Genomic DNA, 21,827 nt, shown 5'->3' with positions numbered 1-21,827 from the left:
AATAAAGGAAGAGAACAATGAAAACATTATTTAAAAATGCCACCATCATTGACGGTACGGGGGAAAGCCAGTATCACGGCGACTTACTTGTTAATGAAGGTAAAATTATTCAAATCGGCGATATTTGCGCCAACACTCAGGACCAAGTTATTGATGCATCTGGGAAAATTATTTGCCCTGGTTTTATTGATACACACACTCACTCTGATTTATCGGTGTTATTAAACCCCGCAGTTTCCGCCAAAATTCGCCAAGGGATCACGACTGAGCTGTTGGGACAAGACGGCGTCGCATTGGCACCTTTGCCTGAACAATATATTTCAGCGTGGCGTAAAAATATTGCTGGTCTTGATGGTGACTCTGATGAGATAGACTGGCATTTCAAGAATACGGAGGGGTATCTCAACATGTTAGAGTCGCGAGGAAGTGCCACGAACCTCGCTTACCTTGTTCCCCACGGTAATATTCGTATGGAAGCGATGGGATTGGATGGTAAGGCATCGACGCAGGAAGATGTCGCCAAAATGTGCCAGATTCTTGAACGAGAGTTACAAGCGGGAGCTTATGGACTATCCACTGGCCTTATCTATATGCCTTGTGCATTTGGCGATACCGCTGAGATTACCGAACTTTGCAAAGTGACAGCCAAATATAATGGTATTTTTGTGGTTCATCAGCGTAGTGAAGCGGATGACATCATTCAGTCTACTCAAGAACTTATTGATATTGCTCATGCATCTGGAGTTTGGCTCCATATTTCCCATATGAAAGTGTGCGGTAAGAAAAACTGGCCGCTGATCGATGAAATGCTATCGATGCTTGAAAAAGCACAGCAAGAAGGGATCCGTATTTCTTTCGACCAATACCCTTATGTTGCAGGTAGCACCATGCTAGGGGTGATTTTACCACCGTGGGTGCATGCAGGTGGCACGGAAAAACTACTCGAACGCCTGAAATCTTCTGAATTACGCCAACGCATGATTGACGATATAGAAAAAGGAATCCCTGGGTGGGATAACTTCATTGATTTCGCAGGGTTAGATCAAATTTTCATTACCAGTGTGAAGCAACAGAAAAACCAAGATGCAGTGGGCTTAAACTTAGTTCAGCTTGGCGAATTACGCGGTAAAGACCCTTATAACGCCACTTTTGACCTGTTATATGAGGAAGATAACGCAGTTGGAATGGTGGACTTTTATGGGACAGAAGATCATGTGATTAAATTCCTGTGTCGGCCAGAGCAGAATGTTTGTACGGACGGCTTAATGGGGGCTGGTAAGCCCCATCCCCGTGTTTTTGGGGCATTTCCTCGAGTGCTTGGGAAGTATGTACGAGAAGAAGCTTGCTTAACTTGGGAAGCTGCCATTCGCAAAATGACGGGTAAACCTGCAGAGGTTTTAGGCTTAACCGACAGGGGATTACTTAAAGAAGGTTACCAAGCTGACATCGTGATGTTAGACCCACAGACCATTACAGATAAAGGTACTTTTGTTGAACCTAATCAATACCCTGATGGTATCGAGCTTGTGATGGTTAATGGCCGAATTGCGCTGTTTAATCATATTGAAAGTTATGCCTGTAGTGGGCAAGTTTTACGGAAAGGAACGCTGAGTTGATCAATCAATAATAGCTGCAACACAGCCTCTTTTTCGCTGTGTTGTGACATAAGAATCGTTGGAGATAGTTATGTTTGACACAATTATTAGAAATGGGCAATTGGTTCTTGAAGAGGGCACTGTTCGCGCCGATCTGGCAATTAAAAATGGCAAAATCGCGGCTTTACTTGGCCCTGACGAATCTGCTGAATGCCAAAAGGAAATTGATGCACAAGGCCGATTAGTTCTACCAGGTTTAATTGATGCTCATATGCACACACAGGCTCCATTTCAAGGGATTTCCCCGCAACTAACTTTTTATCAGCAAAGTATTTGTGCCGCGTTTGCGGGTGTTACCACTTATATGGATTTTACCAATACTTGGAAAGGTTCAAGTGTCCTTCAGGCTCTAGATGACCGTATTGAGGAAATGACTGAATCTGCAATTGATTTTAGTGTTCATGGCAAATTTGTTGAAGCGAACGAACAGTTATTAGATGAGATCCCACATCTTGCAGCAAAAGGGTGCCCAACATTTAAGTTATTTATGACCTACCGTAAAGAAGGTGTGATGGCAGATGATATGACACTGATGCAGGTCTTCAAACGCGCAAAAGAAAATAATTGTATGCCATTGATCCATGCGGAAAGTAATGCGATAGCAGAAACCGCGGTGGATGAGTGCATCAAAAATAACACACTGACTTGGCGTGATTTTGCCAATAGTAAACCCGTTATTTGTGAAACAGAAGCTTTTGGTCGTGTGGCTAAACTTGCTGAATCAGTTGGAGTTCCTCTTCTTATTGTTCATACCACAAATGGCCCTTGTCTTGATATTGCACAGCAAGCACAAGAGCGCGGTCAAAAGCTGTATATCGAAACGGGTCCTCATTATCTGACACTTTTCGATGAACTTTATGATGATGTTGACAATGGACATTTAGCGATTTGCTCGCCTCCATTGCGTACTCGTAAAGAGCGGGATGAACTTTGGGATGGCATTAAGAACGGTACGATCACCTTGATAGGCTCCGATGATTGTACTTTTACTCGAGAGGAAAAAGAAAAGGCTTTACAGCGTGATGAAAACGGCAAAATCATTCCTGATTTTACTAAAGTTGTTAATGGGTTATCTGGTCTCGAAATCCGATTTAACTTGATGGTAACTGAGGGGGTGGCAAGTGGAAAAATCACGATGAACCACGCTGTTGCATTATGCAGCACTAACATTGCGAAAACCATGGGGTGCTATCCACAAAAAGGGACGCTATTGCCAGGAGCTGATGCTGATATTGTCATTTTTGATCCGAATGAGGAATGGATTATTTCAGCCAATAACTTACACAGTGGTGCTGGCTATAGCCTACATGAAGGATATAAAGCGAAAGGAAAGGTAAAAACAACTCTTTTACGTGGTGAAATTATTATGGATAACAACACCTTTATGGGAAGTAAAGGACAAGGGAAATTTATTAAACGTATTTTGAAATTAAACTAAAACGACAATAAAGATGAGGCTAAACTCATGAATAATGGACAGAATATTTCACAGGAATTGCTTGCTAAAGCCAATGAAGAACTCTTGCCAACACAGGAAAAGGATAGAACCTTAAAAACACGTGATTTACTCGTACTTTGCTCGTCAATGGTAATTAATGTTGTTGGCTTAGTGATCCCCGCTCAAGTACTTTTAAGAGGAGGATATTCCCCAATAGAAGTATTGATGGCATGTTTTTTGGGGTTTTTATTAGTCACTATTTTAATTACGTTAACGGGTGATATCGGAACACGCTATGGCGTTCCTTTCACTATTTTTATTCGCGACTGTTTAGGAAAACAAGGGGCGAAAATTGGGGCGATATGTCGAGCCATTGTCTGTTTAACATGGTGTGGTGTGATTTTATTTTTAGGAACACAAGCGATTAATGCGATTATTGAAATTGTCACAGGAATTTCAATGTTCTGGGTGATATTTATTACTTATGCGTCTTTGCAGTTATTTAATGCAAGTCGTAATGTGGATAGCATGAGTAAGTTTGGAACGTTAGCAGTACCTATTCTTGCATGTGGATTGGTGTCGTTAGTCGTTTGGTTATTGCAAGAACATCAAATTTCGTTACCAGAGGTTATAACCGCTTCACCATTAGAAGGGACTGGGTTTAGCTTTGTTACTGTTATCGCTATATTTAGTGGAGGATGGTTATCTGAAGCACTAAATGGTAGCGACTTAACCAGAAAGTTAAAACTACCTGAAAACACAAGTTCAAACAGCTTCTTTTCACGTAATAAGCGCACTATATTTTGCTTTGGACTCGGATTCGTTGGTACGGGGTTATTATTGACTCTCGCAGGATTAATTAGTGCTTATCTTACGAAAAGTGACAATCCAATTGGTATGTTGCAAATTGCTTTTGCTGATAACTCGAGTATATTAATTGTTAGTTGTATTATTATTGTGTTTGCGCAATGGACAGTAAATACTTGTGCGAATATTTTCCCCGCAACATTGATCATGCTTAATTTTTTTCCTAAATTAACTTTTGCGAAAGCGACATGGCTAGTTGGGTTGATTAGTATTCTAATGATGCCATGGTTATTATTAAGTTATCTTGATTACGTACAAATGATTTTCTCTGCAATACTCGCCCCTATATTGGCGATTATGTTAGTGCATTATTACCTTATTCGTAAATGCCATCTTAATTTAGAGAATCTATACAGTGATGATATTCCTAACTGGCGAAAACCAGGGATTACTGCGCTAGTGATTGGATTGATCTCAGGTATGATAGGCTATAATTTTGCATTCTTTATTGCATTTCCGATTACAGCAATTATTTACTACCTATTAGCAAAAAAAGAAAGTCTTTAAAAATTTAGATAGAAAACGTATTTCTAATAATCAAATTAATATCCATTTAATTAAATGGCTGGTGAGTTATGTTTTAATTTTTACATTTAATTTAATTAAGAATTAAAGTTATTAATAAATAAAAAGGCGCCTATATTAGAGGCGCCTATTAATCGTAAAATAGTAATGGTTTTAACGCTGGCTATCAAAGTAATTCGATATTTGCTTAAGGTCGGCACCAGTTGCAAGTGCGAGCTGCAATAGAATGCGAGATTTTTGTGGATTTAAAAAGCCAGAACCTATGGCAAATGATTTACTACTCACATAGCCAGAGCCTGTTCGGGTTGCCATCACAACAGGAATACCTTTATCACTGAGCTGCTTAATTGCCTCCTCCATGTTACTCGATACATTTCCATTACCACTTCCCGCAACAATAATTCCTTTTGCTCCGTTGTTGATAGCAGCATCAAGCATAGCGGGGGTCTGGTCTTGGTATGCATAAATAATTTCGACATTAGGGAGTTTATCTACCTTACTGACATCGAAAAAAGTACGATCAACGGGTTGGGCAGGGGTATAGTAAAATTTAGGTTTTCCGCTGACAAAGACACCAAGATAGCCAGGTTCATAAGATTTAAATGCATCAGGGGTAGTTGAGTTTGCTTTGGTGGTATAAAAAGCAGAACCAATACGATCATTTAAAACGACCATGACGCCGCGATTTTTAGCTTTCTTATCCGCAGCAAGTACAACACCTTCAAGCAGATTCATTGGGCCATCCGCACTGATGGCAGTTGCTGGTCTCATGGCTCCGACAATAACGATAGGCTGCTCATTTTGAGTGGTTAAATCTAAGAAGAAGGCTGTTTCTTCAATTGTATCAGTCCCATGAGTGATAACGATGCCTTGTTGTTTTCCTTCATTTAGTAAATGATTAACGCGTTTACTGAGGTTTAATAGGATTTCGCTGCTGATATTGCCACTGATAGTGTTAGAAATTTGTTCACCTTTGACGATAGCAACATCATTGATCTCCGGCACAGCATTGATTAACACATCAATACCCAGTGAGCCCGCTTTATAGTCGGTGGTATCAAGGTTGGATTTTGAGCTTCCTGCGATGGTTCCCCCAGTGGCTAAAATGGTAACGTTGGGTTTAATAGCACCAGCAGCTAGTGAAACAGAGGTATATAAAATCAAACTAGAAAGTAATGTATTTAATAATGTCTTTTTCATCATATTTCCTTAAAAAAACCTTATAACATCATCCGCTATAAGGTTTTATAATTGGCTTATATTGATTTGCTGTTTTTATACGGATAAGCGTTGTAGTAACCCTGTAAAGATTGAAAAGCCAGTGAATAGCTGATTTTCATCAATATCAAATTTGGCTTGATGGTGGCCAGCTTTGATGTCTGAGCCAATCACAAAATAAGCCGCCTTTCCACCATGGGCTTGTACGCGTTTAATCAATAGAGTGGCATCATCACTGCCATTAAAATTCATTGTACGTTGTACTTTTTCTACCGCTGGGATGGTTTGGGCTACTTCGGTTATATAGTCAGTCATTTCATCGTCAGGAATGAAATCAACGGCTTCCCCCATGACCTCAGTTTCGAGTTCAACATCAAAACTGAGTGCAACTCCGCGGGCACGTCTTAAAGCCTCTTCTGTCATGTAATTGTTGATTTTTTCATTTTCGCCACGTACTTCAATTTGCATTTGCGCGTATGAAGGGATCACATTGCGGCCTTCTCCTGCATTTAATACTCCGACATTAGCGCGAGTCATTCCTTCACCGTGAGTTGGTAGGCTTAGAATTTGAATTGTTGCGTTACAGGCGGCGAGTAACGCATTTTTGCCTGCATGTGGCTCCATTCCTGCGTGCGCGGCTTTACCTTTAAAGCGCAGATCCATTTTTAATGTAGAAAGATAACGTTCAGGTGCAGCGACAATTACGCCACTCGGGACATCACAACCAAGATGACCACAAGCAAAATAATCAACATCATCGAGAATACCACTTTCGGCGATAGGTTTTGCCCCTCGTACGCCTTCTTCTGCGGGTTGGAAAATAAGTTTAATCACGCCTTTCAGTGGGCTATCTTTATTTTCAATCAACCATTTTGCGACTCCGAGACCGATAGCCATGTGCCCATCGTGGCCGCAAGCGTGCATATAACCTGGGTTGGTAGAATTAAAGCCTTCTTGGTTTGGAATATGTTCTGCCGTATCAGTTTCTTGCACATTGACGCAGTCAATATCAAAACGAAATGCAACCGTTGGGCCAGGGCGCCCTGTATCGAAGATCACCGCGCAACCTGTATAGTCACCGATTCTTGCGAGTAGTGAATCATCTACGCCACGCTCTTTGGCTGCGCGTTTGGCTTTTTCAACTATTGATGGGTTACGTCCACGAATAAAACTAGGGTTGATAATCTGTTCGCCTGTTAATACGTGGTGTCCCATTTCTTCCAGTAGTTTAATCAAGGTGGCAGTGGTGTAAAATTCCCCCCAACCCGTTTCTGGGTAACGGTGAAATTCACGTCGCCATGCAACTAATGAGGCATTATTTATTGTAGTCATTTTGGTTTTCCTTTTAATAACCCATTCTACGCATACAGAAAATATGCATAAATTAACGTTGCTATCGTGCCTACCGCTAAAGGTACTGAGGTTCTTTTTACTACTTCAACAGGACTCACTTTGATAACCGATGCGACAATAATAACGACAGCAGAAACTGGAGAGATGGCTCGGACTAAGTTAGACGTAAATTGCATTGGAAGAGCAACCATAATCGGGTCAACATGGGCTTGATTTGCAATAGATGGAATTAATTCAATAAATGAATAGAACACCGCGTTACCACTACCGCTAATAAAGGTGATTAACGCTGTTAAGCCAGAGAAAATAAACATTAATCCAACGCCTGCATTATTTACGTTCTTAACAACACCTGAAATCATATCGATGATGCCAATAGCATTAAGACCTGCTACTAGTGTGCCTGCGGCAACAATCAGGACAACGACTTGAGAAAATCCCTCACCCATTCCTTTAAAAAAGAGTCCTGCTTGAACCATTTGTTCTTTCGGGTTGCCTTTACGAATAAGTTCTGTGGCAAATGCGAGCACAAATGAGAATAGTGTGATTTCAACAAGCCCTACTTTGATTTCTCGAAAACACAGCCCTAAAACGATAATTAGAATAAGTGGAACAAGCGGAAATAAGGCGTAATAGGAGGGAGGTAGCTCTTTATTACCCTCGATTTTACTTTCATCAACTTCAGTAAATGCTGATGCGCCTTGCCGTTTATCCATATACTTTTGCCAAAAATAATGGGCAAAACCCATTAATAATAAAACGGGGAGAGAGATAACGGCATGATGTAAAGTGACGTAGTCGACAACATGCTCAAAACCGAGTAAGCGAGCTGCAACAACATTATCGCCCCCTAATGGTGTTGGCATAATTGTTGCTGTGGTCGCAATAATCCCCGCCGCTGTCATTGATGACATTTTTGCAGCCCTTAATATGGGGTACAGAGTCGCCATTAAAATAACGGCTAATGACGCGGCACTGGGGATCACTAACGACAGTAAGTTTCCGAGCCAAAAAACAATTGGAACTAGAATATAAGGAGAGCGAATTTTTGAAATAGGCTTTGCAACTAAATGAACAGCGGCATCGTTTGCACCAATGCGTGACATATAAGAAGAAAAGCCGAATAGGACCATGATTATGATCCCTGCGCCACCAAATTGTTTGATAAATCCTAGTTGTATTTGTTTTAGTGGGTCAAGCCAGATATTCCCTGTACTTTGTTTTATATCTAAAATAGGCATTCCTAACATTGCTGCGCTGAGCATCAGCGCAATACCTGCGGTGAATAATACAATTTTTGCCTCGTAGTTCTTCGCAATTGCATAACCCGCTAGTATCAACACTATTACACTGATAATTATAACAGTCATAGCTGCCTCTCATTATTATTTCTTTATTGGAAGTATCTTCACGAGAAGATATATCAATATTAATAATTGGTGTTTTAATATCAATCACAAAACGTACAATTATTGACTTTTGTCATAAATGATTACTATTTTGTCTTCTTTAATTTCAACCCCCTTGTATCTTCACATTAAGTATCTTAGTGTGAAGATATATTTTTATTGAAATGGTGGTAAAAATTCAATGACGATGAAAAAAGTATCTTTAATTGGGATCTCGCTGGCGCTTTGTGCGGCTTTTTTATGGGGAACTGCGGGGACCGCTCAAAGTTTTGTACAAGGTGCAACAGCACCTTACTGGATTGGTGCATTTAGGTTGCTTGTTGCGTGTTTATTCTTTCATTTGTTGTTTTTTTATCGAATTACAAACCGCCAAGCACTAAACGTAAATGAGCAACAACAAACAGATAATTCTGCCAAGGGGTCAATGACATATTGGCGATATATCATTATCGCAGGTATCTGTATGGGGTTATATAACTTAACTTTTTTTGCAGGTATTAAGGCGACTGGAATAGCAATAGGAACGGCTACAACGATTGGTAGTGCCCCTATTTGGGCTGGCTTAATGCAGGCGATTCTTCTGAAGAAATCACCGTCTTTGCTTTGGTGGCTTGGAACTTTTTGTGCAACGGCAGGAGGAACATGGATGGTTCTTTCTCAAAGTAGTAGTTGGCAAATTAATACAGGTGGTTTACTTATTTGTTTGAGTGCGGGTTTTTGCTATGCACTTTATACATTGATGAGTAAGAAATTGGTCAGTATTGATTCTCCATTAACGATTACTAAGCATACATTTAGCATTGCTATATTTATTGCGGTTCCGATTGCTTGGATATTAGCAGGAACACCAACGGTCAGTTGGGTGAGCATTGCAGTGATATTTTACCTCGGATTATTAACAACTGGCGTGGCTTATCTGTTATATACCCAAGCATTGAAACATATCAGTGCTCCTACAGGTGTGGCGTTGGGTTTAATTGAGCCCATTGTGGCGTTTTTCCTTGCGATTGTTGTTGCGCATGAAAACGTCAATATGCTGGCTGTAATAGGATTATGTTTGATTTTGGCTGGTCTATGGTTAGTTTTAAAGTCTGAGGGCCAGCAAAAAGCTTAGCTGAAATGATTACGTCAGAATGAAAATAGCTCAATGTGAGCTGCACCCTAAAGTTTACTCCAACTTTGGGGTGTTTTTTTATTCAGCTCCATTTTTCTCGTTGAGCTCAGATTTTTGTGATTGAATAAGTTTTTTCAGTAGCATAGCGAGTTGATCTTTATTTTCAGCATCTAAGCCTTGAATTAATGATTTTTCAATCGCTACGTGAGTTTCTACTGCTTCAAGCGTCAATTTTCGTCCCTCTGGTGTTATTTTTACAATAACACCACGTCGATCAGCAGGATCTGGAATTCTAACAATGAATTTCTTTTCTTCTAATCGATTAATTCGGTTAGATAATCCACCAGAGGAAATAAGAATTTTCTTTTGCAGTTCTTTGGGGGAAAGTTGACGGTCAGGGTTTCTAGCAAGTGCTGCTAGCACTTCAAACTCCCCCACATTTAGATTGTATCGGGCCAAATTCGCATCAACAAATTGCGAGATATAATGACTCATACGTACTATGCGGGCGATAATGGGTAAACCACTCAAATCCAATGTAGGGACGGTTTCCAGCCATTCTTGTATTAGTGTATCAACAAAGTCTTTATCTGACATTTTTTTGATTTCTTTCATGACTAAAATCCAGTTTTAAGCTTACTTTTATACTAAGTCTGAATCAACCTAACTCTTTATATTTTCAATGTAAGTTTATCATGAAAAAGGATCTTTTCACACACTTACCCCTATTCAAGATATAGAACTAATAGCGGGGGAAGTAGAAACGCTATTTTTATATTTAGCTTACTATTTGATTTTTCGAGTATATTTTTTGTAATCTAGTCTTAGTCACTGTTTTATAGAAACACGACTAATTAGGTCTTCAAATTAACTCGCGATCCTTCAGCTTAAAAATTCTTTTTAGTATTTATTATTATATTTGATTTTGCATATATGTTTCTAGGGGGTAGAATGCCCATAGAGCATTCAGGAGAATATATGGAACCACTACAACTGTTTAAAATTTTAGGTGATCAAACAAGGCTCGATATCGTGTTGCTTTTGAAAGCATCTGGTGAGCTATGTGTCTGTGATATCTATACGGCCTTAAATTTATCGCAACCAAAGACTTCTAGACACCTAGCAATGCTAAGAGAATCGGGTCTTTTGCTCGATTCAAAACATGGTAAATGGGTTCATTATCGATTATCTCCGGCATTACTACCGTGGGTAAAAAATATCATTGATATAACGTATTTAACAGAAAAAAAGAGGGTATCAAACTTACTCTCAGCTATAGCGAAAACACATTCGATGGGTAATTGCGCAAGATAATTTTTTAAATAAACACATATGAAAAAACATATGTGTTGTGAGTGTAATAAGTACGAGGTTGTTATGTTTATTGCGGCATTAATTTTTGTTTTGACGATTACGTTTGTTATATGGCAGCCCAAAGGGTTGGGTATAGGCTGGAGTGCATCGGCAGGAGCGGTATTGGCACTGATCTTTGGTGTGATCAGTTTTCAAGATATTCCGATTGTTTGGAATATTGTTTGGAATGCCACTGCGACATTTGTTGCAGTAATTATTATTAGCCTGCTTTTAGATGAAAGCGGTTTCTTTGAATGGGCTGCATTGCATGTTGCTAAGTGGGGCGGGGGTAAAGGAAGACTGCTATTTAGTTATATTGTATTACTTGGTGCAATGGTTGCTGCTTTATTTGCCAACGATGGCGCAGCCTTGATATTAACGCCCATTGTAATTGCGATGTTACTGGCACTTGGTTTTAACAAAGGCACGACATTAGCATTTGTCATGGCAGCGGGTTTTATTGCAGATACAGCGAGCTTGCCACTTATTGTCTCAAACCTCGTGAATATCGTTTCTGCGGACTTCTTTAATATTGGATTTACTGAATATGCATCGATTATGGTGCCAGTGGATATTGCAGCAATTATTGTAACATTAGCGATGCTGCATTGGTTTTTCCGCAAAGATATTCCTAAGCAGTATGATATCACTAAACTGAGTGAACCGACTTTAGCCATTAAGGACATGACAACGTTTAGAGCAGGTTGGCTGGTATTGGTGTTGTTGCTCATCGGTTTTTTTGTCTTAGAACCATTAGGTATTCCTGTTAGCGCTATTGCGGCAATTGGCGCCTTAATTCTTTGGGTGATTGCAGCCAGAGGCCATACGATTAATACCAAAAAAGTGTTACGTAGTGCACCGTGGCAAATCGTCATTTTCTCTTTAGGTATGTACTTGGTGGTTTATGGTTTAAGAAATGCAGGGTTAACCGATTATCTTTCTGAAGCGCTCAATTACCTTGCAGACAAAGGGTTATGGGTAGCAACTCTGGGTACTGGGTTTATTACCGCATTTTTATCATCAATTATGAATAATATGCCAACGGTATTAATTGGTGCTTTATCCATTGAAGGGAGTGAAGCGACAGGATTAATTCAGCAAGCCATGGTTTATGCCAATGTGATTGGTGCCGATTTGGGGCCTAAAATTACACCGATTGGTAGTTTGGCTACATTGCTGTGGTTGCATGTTTTATCGCAAAAAAACATGACCATTACATGGGGCTACTATTTTAAAACAGGGATTATCATGACGATCCCTGTGCTCATTGTCACACTCGTTGCTTTAGTACTTCGACTTTCACTGTTAAATTAAAGGTAGCCCCATGAATGAGATCACTATCTACCACAATCCAAACTGCGGCACTTCACGCAATACGCTTGCGATGATCCGCAATAGTGGTATTGAGCCAACGATTATTTATTATCTAGAAACGCCGCTGGCTAAAGATGTGTTAGTGCAACTTATTGCTGATATGAAAATCACGGTAAGGGCGTTACTACGAAAAAATGTTGAACCCTATGAGCAATTAAACTTAGAAAAAGATAGCTATACAGATGACCAACTCATTGATGTGATGTTGCAGTATCCGCTACTGATTAATAGGCCGATTGTCGTCACTCCGCTAGGCGTAAAGTTGTGTCGACCTTCAGAGGTAGTGTTAGATATATTGCCTAACCAGCAACAAAGTGAATTTATCAAGGAAGATGGTCAAATAGTGATTGGTCGTCACGATGTACAAAATGCAAATGAAGAGGCTAGTAAGTATAAACCTTAAGAAGATAAATGGGATTGGGTGTTGTTGGCAACTTCAACACTCTGTATGTGTTTATGCTGTTAATTAAATAAAATATGAGATATTGCCCCAGAAAATGCGGCTGCGGCACTTATGCCTTGAAGTAACCTTAAGATATCAAGAATAAGTACATTTGTGGAAAATGAAATGAGTACACTGAATAATGAAAAGAAAAATAAACCCTTCTTATATTTTTAAAAATAAGTGTAATAAAACCATACTAACTTTATAGGTATTGGAATTACCATGATGAATTTTTTATTAAGTAGGGTTTCTTTTAATTAATATTATGTAATTTATTTTCTTTTAAGGAATTTACGGGGTTTTATTTTTGTATTTATGGTTGCTAATGGTTTTTGCAGTTTATTTGATTAGTGCTGTGTAGGTTTCTGTTTTTTAACTGAGTATACTGAATTAATTACGCTATTTTTCAATTTAATAGTAATGAAAGTGTAATGTTGATGAATGATTTCGGAGGATGGATTTATTTTTATACCTATTAAAATTAAGAATGCGGGAAAATGTAAAAAATATGTTTTTAAATCTGATTGTTATTAATTAAGGAGATGCCTTGTTTTTGATTGAAAATTATGAATATTTCACTGGCTAAAATGATTTTTTATTTTTCGATGTTAATTAGTCATTTATGGTTAATCATTTATCGATTATTAAAAAACGTATGAATTATTTTTTATTATCTAATTTGTTTTTTTTTATTGATTATCTTAGTGATCACTCTATTATGAATGTAATTTCAATTGTGATAATCATTCTAGTCATTTAATGAAGTAATAAATATCTCTAAATTTTAAATATCATTATGTTAATTTAGGAGTATCCATGGAAAATGTATTGTCAGTTTTGGATGTCCCAAATACAGCATTTATGCTGCTTTGTACTAGTCTTGTTATGCTAATGACTCCTGGGCTTGCTTTTTTCTATGGTGGATTAGTTTCGCGTAAAAGTATTATTACCATTATGTCCCAGAGTTTCTTTTCTATGGGGTGGGTGGCAATTATTTGGTTTGCGGTTGGGTATTCATTATCGTTCGGTCCTACAATTAATGGGATTGTTGGCGACCCACTTTATTATGCATTCTTGAATAACATTGATCCTCAGACGATGTATACCGGTAATGATGGTGGTTTGCCAATACTGGTTCATTTTGGATATCAAATGATGTTTGCGATTATTACGCCCGCCTTAATTACAGGGGCTTTCGCAAATAGAGTTAATTTCCCTGCTTATCTCATCTTTTTAACCTTATGGACATTATTTGTCTATGCACCATTCGTTCATATGGTCTGGAGCCCAGATGGTATTTTTGCTAAATGGGGGGTTGTTGACTTTGCGGGTGGTATTGTCGTTCACGCAACTGCAGGGTTTGCTGCAATTGCTTCAGCATTATATGTAGGTAAAAGAGTCATTAAGTCAGATGGTACTCACAATATTCCTTATATTGCACTTGGCGCGGCTTTATTGTGGTTTGGTTGGTATGGTTTTAACGCGGGTTCTGAACTGCAAGTCAATACCGTAACCGTTTCAGCGTTTATTACTACCGATATTGCCGCGGCATTTGCAGCAATTACTTGGTTTATCATTGAACGTTTCCATACAGGTAAACCTAAACTTGTTGGTTTTTTAACGGGGGCTGTAGCGGGATTAGCCACTATTACGCCTGCCTCAGGTTATGTTTCAATTGGTTCTGCGGCAATTATTGGGATTATTGCGAGTATCGTTTGTTACACCTGTGTTTTCTTAGTCAGGCGTCATTTAGATGATGCATTAGATGTATTCGGTGTGCACGGTGTCGGTGGTATTACTGGCTCTATTTTAGTCGGCGTGTTTGCATCAACGGTTTGGAATGCGAAAGGTCCTGCTGGGTTAATTGAAGGTAACGGGATGCAAATTGTGAAGCAAACTGTGGCAGTTGTCTTTACCAGTATTTGGTCCTTTGTTTTTACAATCTTAATTCTTTGGATAATCAATAAATTTACACCAGTCAGAGTTGACCAAAGTGCGGTTGGTGACAATTTAGATACCGTTGAATTTGATGAAGACGCATATCGAGAAAAAGCAGATTAGTTATCAAATATATTATTTCTTGCAGTTTATCCTAATTGGTAGGTTTATTTGAACCACTGGTTGGGATAGCTGCTAAATACAGCTGGTAATTTAGGATGGGTATATGAAAAAGAAAGTAGCAATAGCTATTCAGGCTATTTGTTTTATGGGGCTATCGATGAGTGTAAATGCTGCGACTGATACTCAGAAGCCGCAAACTTTGCGCTTAGCGATAGGCTCTGAGCCAACCGAGGGGTTTGATCCAATGTTAGGTTGGAGCCACGGCAGCTATTTACTTTTGCATAGTCCATTATTAAAACAAAAAGCTGATTTATCATGGCATAGCTACATGCTTGAAAAATATGAACATTCAGATGACGGTAAAGAGTGGACATTAAAATTAAAAGACGGGCTTAAATTCTCCGATGGTTCCCCATTAACCGCAAAAGATGTTGTTTTTACCTATAACAATGCCGCAGCAAGTGGTGGAAAAGTCGATATGGGGAACTTTGCTAAAGCAGAGGAAGTTAACCCATCTACCGTTAAAATGACGTTATCTGCTCCGCAAAGTACCTTTATTAATGTATTAGGTTCATTAGGGATTGTTTCTGCGGATAAATATGATGCGAAAAAATACGCACATAATCCTATCGGGGCAGGCCCTTATCGCTTAGTGAACTTCCAGCCAGGCCAGCAATTAATTGTTGAAAGAAACCCATTTTATGCGGGGCCCAAAAACGATTTCGATAAAATGGTTTTTGTCTTCTTGAATGAAGATGGCGCTTTTGCCGCAGCTCAAAGTGGTGAATTAGACATTGTTCGTATTCCTGCAGCCGTTGCGAATAATGCAAAAGATGTGAAAAGAATGAAGTTGATTGAGCGCCACAGTGTTGAAAACCGAGGGATTTCCTTCCCAATTCCACCTGCGGGAGAGAAAAATGCGGCAGGTGACCCAATTGGAAATGACATTACTTCAGATGTCGCGATCCGTAAAGCGATCAACTACGCCATTGACCGTAAGCTATTGGCGGATGCGGTGTTAGAAGGTTTTGCGATCCCTGCATATACAGGCGTTGAAGGCTTGCCTTGGAATAATCCTCAATCTTCATTTAAAGATGGGGATGTCGAAAAAGCGAAAACTATTCTTGATGATGCTGGCTGGAAACTGAATAAAGACGGCTTAAGAGAAAAAGATGGCAAAGTGGCAAAACTAACGCTTTGGTACGCCAGCGGCGACAGCACTCGTCGTGATTTAGCTCAGGCCGTGAGAGCAAGCTTAAAGCCAATTGGCATTGAAATGGATTTAAAATCAGGCAGCTGGGAAACCGTTGAAAAATATATGCATGCCAACCCAACATTGTTTGGTTGGGGTAGCCTTGACCCGATGGAACTGGTTCATAACTACAGCAGCAAGGCTGCTGGCGTAGGGTTCTATAATGCGGGTTACTATAAAAATCCAGCTGTTGATAAGGTGATAGAAGAGGCACTTCGCCAGCCAGACCAAGATGCGGCTATTCCATTTTGGCAGAAAGTGGATTGGGATGGCAAAACAGGAACAGGTATTCAAGGTGATGCTGCTTGGGCTTGGTTAATGAACGTACAACATCTTTATTTATTGAATAATTGTGTCGAGCTAGGAAAGGGCGCACCTGAAATTCACGGCTCGTGGTCAGTGTTGAATAATGTAGATGACTGGGCTTGGACCTGCAAGTAATGCGGACAACCATCGGGCTTTTATTGCGGTTTATCTGTTTATTATTGGTGACAGCATTTGGGGTTTTTATTCTCCTAAGCTATTCACCAATAGACCCAATTAAAGCCTACATTGGTAATGATTTAATGCATGTTCCCCCTGAGCAATATTCATTGATTGCAGCTCGTTGGGGGCTTGATCAGCCTTTATGGATGCAGTTCTGGCGTTGGTTTTCACAGATATTACAAGGTGATATGGGGTATTCCATGCTCTATAACACCCCTGTTTCACAAGTGATTGCTGATAGGTTAGCACCTTCATTAGCCTTGTTATTATCGGCATGGCTATTTTCTGGAGCGATTGGTTTTGGGCTTGGGTTGATAGCAGGGAGATACCTAAATAGATGGCCAGATAAAATCATCTCAACGCTATCTTATTTATTGGCTTCAATTCCTGTTTTTTGGGTTGGTTTACTTTTATTGTCACTTTTTGCTGTTTCATTACAGTGGGCGCCAATTTGTTGCGCTTGGCCGATAGGCTTAGATGAACAAACATCAACATTGTCACAAAAAGTGCATCACCTTGTGTTACCTGTAGTGGCTTTAGGGATGTTAGGTATTGGTAATATCGCACTGCATACGCGTTCTAAAGTTGCTGAAGTAATGAACAGTGAGTTTATCCATTATGCAAAAGCTCAAGGGGATAAAGGATGGCCGATGATCAGCTTTCATGTCGTAAAACATGCGATTACCCCTGCAATATGTTTACAGTTTGCCTCAATGGGGGAATTGCTCAGTGGTGCATTGCTAGCTGAAAAAGTGTTTGCTTACCCAGGATTAGGGCAAGCGACCATTGATGCGGGTTTACGGGGTGACATCCCTTTATTAATGGGGATCGTGATGCTATGTGCGGTAGTGATTTTCTTTAGTAATAGTATCTCTGATAGGTTGCTCAAGAGCGTGAACAAAGGAGTACTCCGAGAGCCATGACTTATAATCCAAATAAGGCCTTAATTAAGTTAGTTATTTCCTTATTGTGCTTATTTGCTTTAGGGGCTTATGCAGCATGGCTTTCCCAAACTGATGTAGAAGTGAATTTACTCGACCGGCGACAAGCGCCATCGTTGGTTCATTTATTTGGTACTGATAATTTAGGTCGAGACTTGTGGGACAGAGTATTCCAAGGAATAGCGACCAGCTTACAAATTGGTACCATCGCAGCATTATCGAGCGGAGTGATAGCGCTAGTGATGGCAAGTTTATCCTCTTTTAGTAAGACGATGGATTATGTTATTCGTGGATGTATTGATTCGTTGTTAGCGTTGCCACACTTGTTATTGTTGATATTGATTTGCTTTACATTAGGTGGCGGCAAAGTGGGGGTAATTTGGGCGGTTGCGTTGACACACTGGCCAAAGTTGACGTTGATCTTACGTTCCGAATTGCTCCGAGTGCAGCAAACAGATTACATCATGTTATCGAAACGGATTGGAAATAGTGCGCTCTACCGATGCCGATATGACTATTTACCGATGATCCTTTCACAATGGTTAGTGGGGTCATTATTAATGTTTCCACATGCGATATTACATAGTGCGGCACTGAGTTTTTTGGGTTTTGGTTTGTCTCCACATGAAGCATCGTTAGGTATTTTGCTGTCAGATGCATTGCGTTACTTAAGTACAGGTGCATGGTGGTTAGCTGTGTTTCCAGGCATTGCATTAGTTGGGTTAGTGCTGTTATTTGATCAGTTTGCTAAAGCGGTACAACAATTATGGTTGAGGAGCGATTGATGTTAAGTTTTGATAACCTTACGATTGATGTTGCGAAATTCCGCTGGTTAGGCAAAAAACAGTGGTCACCGCTTTTACAAGATATTTCATTGGATGTGGCTCCAGGTGAAATGGTTGCATTGGTAGGTGGAAGCGGAGAAGGGAAAAGCTTATTACTACAAAGTAGTTTAGGTCTATTACCTGAAAATATGCGCTGTCGTGGTGATATTGTATTAAATGGATGCCAGTTAACAGAAAAATCTAAACAGCAATATCGTGGTAATTCACTGTGCTATATCCCTCAAGGGATTAGTGCATTAAATCCTCTCATTAAGATAGGCCCTCAACTTGAACGTGCTGCTGTATTAAGTGGACAGCATATTAAAATGCATGACGTCGCGTTGCACTTACAACAATATAATTTACAAGCAGATTTAATCCATAGCTATCCCAATAAGCTTTCTGGGGGAATGGCAAAACGTGTACTCGCTTGTAGCGCGACACTCTCTCAAGCTGAATATATTCTTGCAGATGAAATTTCATCTTGGCTAGACGATGAACATGCGATGCAACTTCTACAACATATCAAATCTCTTTGCTTTGATGGTAAAGGTGTTTTGTGGGTGACCCACGACCTTGCAATGGCTGTGCGTTTTGCTGATCGCATTGCGCTATTACGTAATGGTGTTTTAGAAGAAGTACTCAGTAGTGAAATATTAAAGCGAGGCGGAGGAGGGAAGTGTTTTCAATCTCTGTGGAATTCTTTGCCCGAACAACAATTTATAAATTGGACCCAGTGAATAAATATGATTTAAAAATTGAATTTAATAAATAGCCAATACGTATCCAGTCTTATTTGGATTAATTAAATTGGAATGTTTATTGAGAAGGATTTTATTTATTTAACTCGTCGTTATTGGATATTTAACTCAATTTATATTTTACAAATGAAAATGAGTTATTGGTTCGTAAAATGAATACTTATCAGTATTAACAATACTAAGCTTTATCAATTGAGGAGGCGTTATGCAGTTAACCCCAAGAGAAATTGAAAAATTGATGGTTTACACACTCGCAGACGTAGCTGAAAAACGCCGTGCGCGTGGTGTGAAATTAAATTACCCAGAAGCTGTTGCCATTATTACGGTTACCGCACTTGAAGGTGCACGTGATGGTAAAACCGTTGAAGATGTGATGAAAGAAGCGGCAACTGTTTTAACGAAAAAAGACGTTATGGATGGTGTGGACGACTTAATTCCAAATGTTCAGGTTGAAGCGATTTTTACTGATGGTACTCGCTTAGTAACTGTCCACAATCCGATTAAATAAATGAAGGGTGAGGTGAAATATGAGTAATTCAAAAACAAGCATTAAAGCCCCGACTCCTTTAGGTGGTGTTATTTTTGCAGATGAGCCTATTGAGTTCAACGTAGGCAAACCTGAAACAAAAATTAAAGTTCGTAATACAGGTGATAGACCTGTGCAAATTGGCTCCCACTTTCATTTTTTTGAAGTTAACCACGCATTAGAGTTCGACCGTGCAGCGGCTTACGGTAAGCGTTTAAATATTGCTTCTACAACGGCAATTCGTTTTGAGCCAGGTGATGAAGTGGAAGTTTCTCTGATCCCTTATGGTGGAAAGCAAAGTGTCTATGGGTTTAATAACCTTGTTGATGGTTGGGCGGGTGACAACGTTGCCGCTACTGAGCGTCCTGCTAAAGCAATCGCTTTAAATAAAGCAATTGCTCGTGGTTTTAAGCATAAGGAACAGTAAGCGCGTTAGATGTCAGTAATGATAAATAACAATGCACCTTCTTAACGTTAAAGGTAAATAACATGCCAAAAATTTCTAGACAAGAATACAACGGTTTATTCGGACCAACAGTTGGCGATAAAATTCGTTTAGGCGATACCGATTTATATATTGAAATCGAAAAAGATTTACGTGGATATGGCGAGGAGTCTGTCTATGGTGGTGGTAAATCTTTACGCGATGGTATGGGCGCGAATAATACTTTCACGAGTGATAACGGTGTTTTAGATTTAGTGATTACTAACGTCACCATCGTCGATGCGCGTTTAGGTGTGATCAAAGCCGACGTGGGGATTAAAGCAGGCAAAATTGTTGGTGTTGGTAAAAGCGGTAACCCAAATATTCAAGATAACATCACGCCAGGTATGGTTGTTGGGGTATCAACGGATGCTATCTCCGGTGAACACTTAATTCTAACGGCAGCGGGTATTGATACTCATATTCACTTAATTTCGCCGCAACAAGCTTATGCGGCGTTATCAAACGGTGTGACAACCTTCTTTGGTGGCGGTATTGGCCCAACCGATGGAACTAACGGTACGACAGTAACGGCAGGCCCTTGGAACATGCGCTCCATGCTACGCGCTATCGAAGGTTTACCAATTAACGTAGGTATTTTAGGTAAAGGCAACTCTTATACTCGTGAACCACTGATAGAACAGCTGGTTGCGGGGGCTGCTGGCCTAAAAGTTCACGAAGACTGGGGCGCAACAGGAAATGCGATTCGCCATGCGTTACGTATTGCTGATGAATTTGATGTGCAAATCTCAGTACATACAGACAGCCTAAATGAAGGTGGTTATGTTGAAGATACCATCGAAGCCTTTGAAGGTAGAACTATCCACACCTACCATACAGAAGGTGCTGGTGGTGGACATGCCCCTGATATTATAAAAGTTGTTAGCCAGCCTAACGTATTACCAAGCTCAACAAACCCAACCTTACCGTTCGGTGTTAACAGCCAGTCAGAGTTATTTGACATGATCATGGTATGTCATAACTTGAATCCAAATATCCCGTCGGATGTTTCATTTGCAGAGAGCCGTGTTCGCCCTGAAACCATTGCAGCAGAAAACGTGCTACATGATATGGGCGCTATTTCGATGTTCTCAAGTGATTCACAAGCGATGGGGCGTGTGGGTGAAAACTGGTTACGTATTGTTCAGACAGCCAACGCGATGAAAGCGTCTCGTGGCAAGCTGCCTGAAGATGCGCCAGGCAATGATAACTTCCGTGTCCTACGTTACGTGGCAAAAATCACCATCAACCCAGCGATTGCTCAGGGTATCAGCCATATTCTAGGCTCCATTGAGGTCGGCAAAATGGCGGATCTCGTATTATGGGACCCACGTATGTTTGGTGCTAAACCTAAACTGGTTATTAAAGGTGGCATGATCAACTGGGCAGCAATGGGCGATCCGAATGCTTCCCTGCCAACACCACAGCCAGTGTTCTATCGTCCAATGTTTGGTGCAATGGGTAAAACCGTTAACGACACTTGTGTGACTTTCGTTTCACAAGCTGCTTTAGATGATGGCATTAAAGAAAAAGCAGACCTTGAGCGGCAAGTGGTTGCTGTCAATAACTGCCGAGCGATTGGAAAGCGTGATTTAGTGCGTAACGGTGAGACACCAAATATTGAAGTTGACCCTGAAACCTTTGCTGTAAAAGTAAATGGTGAACATGCAACTTGCCAGCCGATTAGCGAAGCCGCAATGAATCAACGTTATTTCTTTAGCTAATTGTACATGTTTGGATT

At 40.0% G+C, this 21,827-nt stretch carries 19 protein-coding genes; 15 read left to right on the top strand and 4 right to left on the bottom strand.

What is annotated here, in order from left to right:
• Window positions 1-17: 17 nt before the first annotated feature.
• The 3 genes from M1F05_RS15060 to M1F05_RS15050 all read left to right on the top strand — a co-directional run bounded on the left by M1F05_RS15060 (window position 18) and on the right by M1F05_RS15050 (window position 4,467).
• A complete protein-coding gene (locus M1F05_RS15060; protein ID WP_206082878.1) occupies window positions 18-1,616 on the top strand; it encodes an N-acyl-D-amino-acid deacylase family protein in 1,599 nt (532 codons plus the stop codon).
• A 70-nt stretch (window positions 1,617-1,686) separates the two neighbouring features.
• On the top strand, window positions 1,687-3,093 hold the full coding sequence (hydA, locus tag M1F05_RS15055; protein ID WP_206082877.1) for a dihydropyrimidinase: 1,407 nt from the start codon (window positions 1,687-1,689) through the stop codon (window positions 3,091-3,093).
• A gap of 27 nt (window positions 3,094-3,120) precedes the next feature.
• The gene (locus M1F05_RS15050; protein ID WP_206082876.1) at window positions 3,121-4,467 is read left to right on the top strand and encodes a cytosine permease; all 1,347 of its coding nucleotides are present in this window, start codon (window positions 3,121-3,123) and stop codon (window positions 4,465-4,467) included.
• Window positions 4,468-4,638: 171 nt separating this feature from the next.
• On the opposite strand, the gene M1F05_RS15045 is transcribed toward M1F05_RS15050, so the two are convergent.
• The 3 genes from M1F05_RS15045 to dcuC form a co-directional block, all read right to left on the bottom strand.
• Window positions 4,639-5,688: an asparaginase gene (locus M1F05_RS15045; protein WP_404462689.1), complete on the bottom strand. Its 1,050-nt coding sequence runs from the start codon at window positions 5,686-5,688 to the stop codon at window positions 4,639-4,641.
• 72 nt (window positions 5,689-5,760) lie between these two features.
• Window positions 5,761-7,035, bottom strand: coding sequence for an amidohydrolase (locus M1F05_RS15040; RefSeq protein WP_206082874.1), 1,275 nt, complete (start codon window positions 7,033-7,035; stop codon window positions 5,761-5,763).
• A 26-nt stretch (window positions 7,036-7,061) separates the two neighbouring features.
• Complete coding sequence (gene dcuC, locus M1F05_RS15035; protein WP_206082873.1) at window positions 7,062-8,426, bottom strand: C4-dicarboxylate transporter DcuC; 1,365 nt, start codon at window positions 8,424-8,426, stop codon at window positions 7,062-7,064.
• Window positions 8,427-8,646: 220 nt separating this feature from the next.
• On the opposite strand from dcuC, the gene M1F05_RS15030 reads away from it, so the two are divergent.
• On the top strand, window positions 8,647-9,579 hold the full coding sequence (locus M1F05_RS15030; protein ID WP_206082872.1) for a DMT family transporter: 933 nt from the start codon (window positions 8,647-8,649) through the stop codon (window positions 9,577-9,579).
• 78 nt (window positions 9,580-9,657) lie between these two features.
• Here M1F05_RS15030 and M1F05_RS15025 read toward each other — a convergent pair whose 3' ends face one another.
• Entirely contained in the window at window positions 9,658-10,194 is a 537-nt protein-coding gene (locus M1F05_RS15025; protein ID WP_206082871.1) for a MarR family winged helix-turn-helix transcriptional regulator, read from the bottom strand.
• Window positions 10,195-10,557: 363 nt separating this feature from the next.
• On the opposite strand from M1F05_RS15025, the gene M1F05_RS15020 reads away from it, so the two are divergent.
• The 11 genes from M1F05_RS15020 (at window position 10,558) to M1F05_RS14970 (ending at window position 21,810) form a co-directional block, all read left to right on the top strand.
• A complete protein-coding gene (locus tag M1F05_RS15020; RefSeq protein ID WP_206082870.1) occupies window positions 10,558-10,893 on the top strand; it encodes a metalloregulator ArsR/SmtB family transcription factor in 336 nt (111 codons plus the stop codon).
• Between the two features lie 63 nt (window positions 10,894-10,956).
• Window positions 10,957-12,246: an arsenic transporter gene (locus tag M1F05_RS15015; RefSeq protein ID WP_206082869.1), complete on the top strand. Its 1,290-nt coding sequence runs from the start codon at window positions 10,957-10,959 to the stop codon at window positions 12,244-12,246.
• A 10-nt stretch (window positions 12,247-12,256) separates the two neighbouring features.
• A complete protein-coding gene (gene arsC / locus M1F05_RS15010) occupies window positions 12,257-12,709 on the top strand; it encodes a glutaredoxin-dependent arsenate reductase (RefSeq protein ID WP_206082868.1) in 453 nt (150 codons plus the stop codon).
• 858 nt (window positions 12,710-13,567) lie between these two features.
• Window positions 13,568-14,812 carry an ammonium transporter gene (locus tag M1F05_RS15005; protein WP_206082867.1) on the top strand — a complete coding sequence of 415 codons (1,245 nt, stop codon included), beginning with the start codon at window positions 13,568-13,570 and terminating at the stop codon, window positions 14,810-14,812.
• Window positions 14,813-14,915: 103 nt separating this feature from the next.
• Entirely contained in the window at window positions 14,916-16,505 is a 1,590-nt protein-coding gene (locus M1F05_RS15000; RefSeq protein WP_206082866.1) for an ABC transporter substrate-binding protein, read from the top strand.
• Window positions 16,505-17,473: an ABC transporter permease gene (locus M1F05_RS14995; protein WP_206082865.1), complete on the top strand. Its 969-nt coding sequence runs from the start codon at window positions 16,505-16,507 to the stop codon at window positions 17,471-17,473. Before M1F05_RS15000 ends, M1F05_RS14995 begins: the two co-directional genes overlap by 1 nt.
• On the top strand, window positions 17,470-18,276 hold the full coding sequence (locus tag M1F05_RS14990; protein ID WP_206082864.1) for an ABC transporter permease: 807 nt from the start codon (window positions 17,470-17,472) through the stop codon (window positions 18,274-18,276). The genes M1F05_RS14995 and M1F05_RS14990 overlap by 4 nt, the downstream gene beginning before the upstream one ends.
• Window positions 18,276-19,055: an ATP-binding cassette domain-containing protein gene (locus tag M1F05_RS14985; protein WP_206082863.1), complete on the top strand. Its 780-nt coding sequence runs from the start codon at window positions 18,276-18,278 to the stop codon at window positions 19,053-19,055. The genes M1F05_RS14990 and M1F05_RS14985 overlap by 1 nt, the downstream gene beginning before the upstream one ends.
• A 226-nt stretch (window positions 19,056-19,281) precedes the next feature.
• Window positions 19,282-19,584 carry an urease subunit gamma gene (locus tag M1F05_RS14980; protein ID WP_206082862.1) on the top strand — a complete coding sequence of 101 codons (303 nt, stop codon included), beginning with the start codon at window positions 19,282-19,284 and terminating at the stop codon, window positions 19,582-19,584.
• Between the two features lie 19 nt (window positions 19,585-19,603).
• Window positions 19,604-20,029, top strand: coding sequence for an urease subunit beta (locus M1F05_RS14975; RefSeq protein ID WP_206082861.1), 426 nt, complete (start codon window positions 19,604-19,606; stop codon window positions 20,027-20,029).
• A gap of 62 nt (window positions 20,030-20,091) precedes the next feature.
• On the top strand, window positions 20,092-21,810 hold the full coding sequence (locus tag M1F05_RS14970) for an urease subunit alpha (RefSeq protein ID WP_042848772.1): 1,719 nt from the start codon (window positions 20,092-20,094) through the stop codon (window positions 21,808-21,810).
• The last annotated feature ends 17 nt before the right edge of the window (window positions 21,811-21,827 follow it).

This window comes from Providencia sp. PROV252 (assembly GCF_033676005.1).
Taxonomy (GTDB): domain Bacteria; phylum Pseudomonadota; class Gammaproteobacteria; order Enterobacterales; family Enterobacteriaceae; genus Providencia; species Providencia vermicola.
Note: the sequence above shows the minus strand (reverse complement) of the source record. Positions and strands in the feature narration are given on the sequence as shown.